Annotated in this window: 1 protein-coding gene; it reads left to right on the top strand. The window is 67.8% G+C overall.

Features of this window, described 5'->3' with window-relative positions; translation table 11 throughout:
• Nucleotides 1-1234 (top strand): formyl-CoA transferase (frc, locus tag ACSBPG_RS31885; RefSeq protein ID WP_435541283.1); only part of this gene is annotated, 1234 nt, incomplete at both ends.

The raw sequence follows: 1234 nt of genomic DNA, 5'->3' as shown, positions 1-1234 counted from the left end.
AGCTCTTGAAGGTGTGCGCATTCTCGACTTTACCCATGTTCAGTCGGGTCCCACCTGCACGCAGCTTCTGGCGTGGTTCGGCGCTGACGTGATCAAGGTTGAGCGGCCGGGGGTGGGGGACATCACCCGGACCCAGCTGCAGGACGTGCCGGAGGCGGACAGCCTCTACTTCACCATGCTGAACCACAACAAGCGCTCCATCACCCTCGACACCAAGAACCCGACCGGCAAGCGGGTGCTGGAGTCGCTGATCAGGACCTGCGACGTGCTGGTGGAGAACTTCGCGCCGGGCGTGCTGGAGCGCATGGGCTTCTCCTGGGAGCGCATCCAGGAGCTGAACCCGGCGATGGTCGTCGCCTCGATCAAGGGCTTCGGCCCCGGCCCCTACCAGGACTGCAAGGTCTATGAGAACGTGGCGCAGTGCGCCGGCGGGGCGGCCTCGACGACCGGCTTCGACGACGGTCCGCCGCTGGTCACCGGGGCGCAGATCGGCGACAGCGGCAGCGGCCTGCACCTGGCGCTGGGCATCGTCACCGCACTCTACCAGCGCACCCGCACCGGCCAGGGCCAGAAGGTCTCGGTGGCCATGCAGGACGGGGTTCTGAACCTCTGCCGGGTCAAGCTGCGCGACCAGCAGCGCCTGGCGCGCGGCCCGCTCAAGGAGTACCCGCAGTATCCCAACGGCGCGTTCGGCGACACGGTGCCGCGCGCCGGCAACGCGTCGGGCGGCGGGCAGCCCGGCTGGATCCTCAAGTGCAAGGGCTGGGAGACCGACCCCAACGCCTACATCTACTTCATCACCCAGGCGCCGGTGTGGACGAAGATCTGCGCGGTGGTGGGCAAGCCGGAATGGATCACCGACCCGCGCTACGCCACGCCGCAGGCGCGCCTGCCGCACCTGATGGACATCTTCGCCGAGATCGAGCAGTGGACGATGACCAAGACCAAGTTCGAGGTCATGGACATCCTCAACGAGCACGACATCCCCTGCGGTCCCATCCTGTCGATGAAGGAGATCGCCGAGGACGAGTCCCTGCGCCAGACCGGCACGGTGGTCGAGGTCGACCATCCCGTCCGCGGGCCCTACCTGACGGTCGGCAACCCCATCAAGCTGTCGGCCAGCGAGACCGAGGTGACCCGCTCGCCGCTGCTGGGCGAACACACCGACGAGATCCTGCGCCAGGTGCTGGGCTTCGACGACACCGCCGTCGACGAGATCCGCGCCTCCGGCGCG

The organism is Azospirillum sp. ST 5-10 (assembly GCF_051225715.1).
In the GTDB taxonomy this organism is placed as follows: Bacteria; Pseudomonadota; Alphaproteobacteria; order Azospirillales; family Azospirillaceae; genus Azospirillum.
Note: the sequence above shows the minus strand (reverse complement) of the source record. Positions and strands in the feature narration are given on the sequence as shown.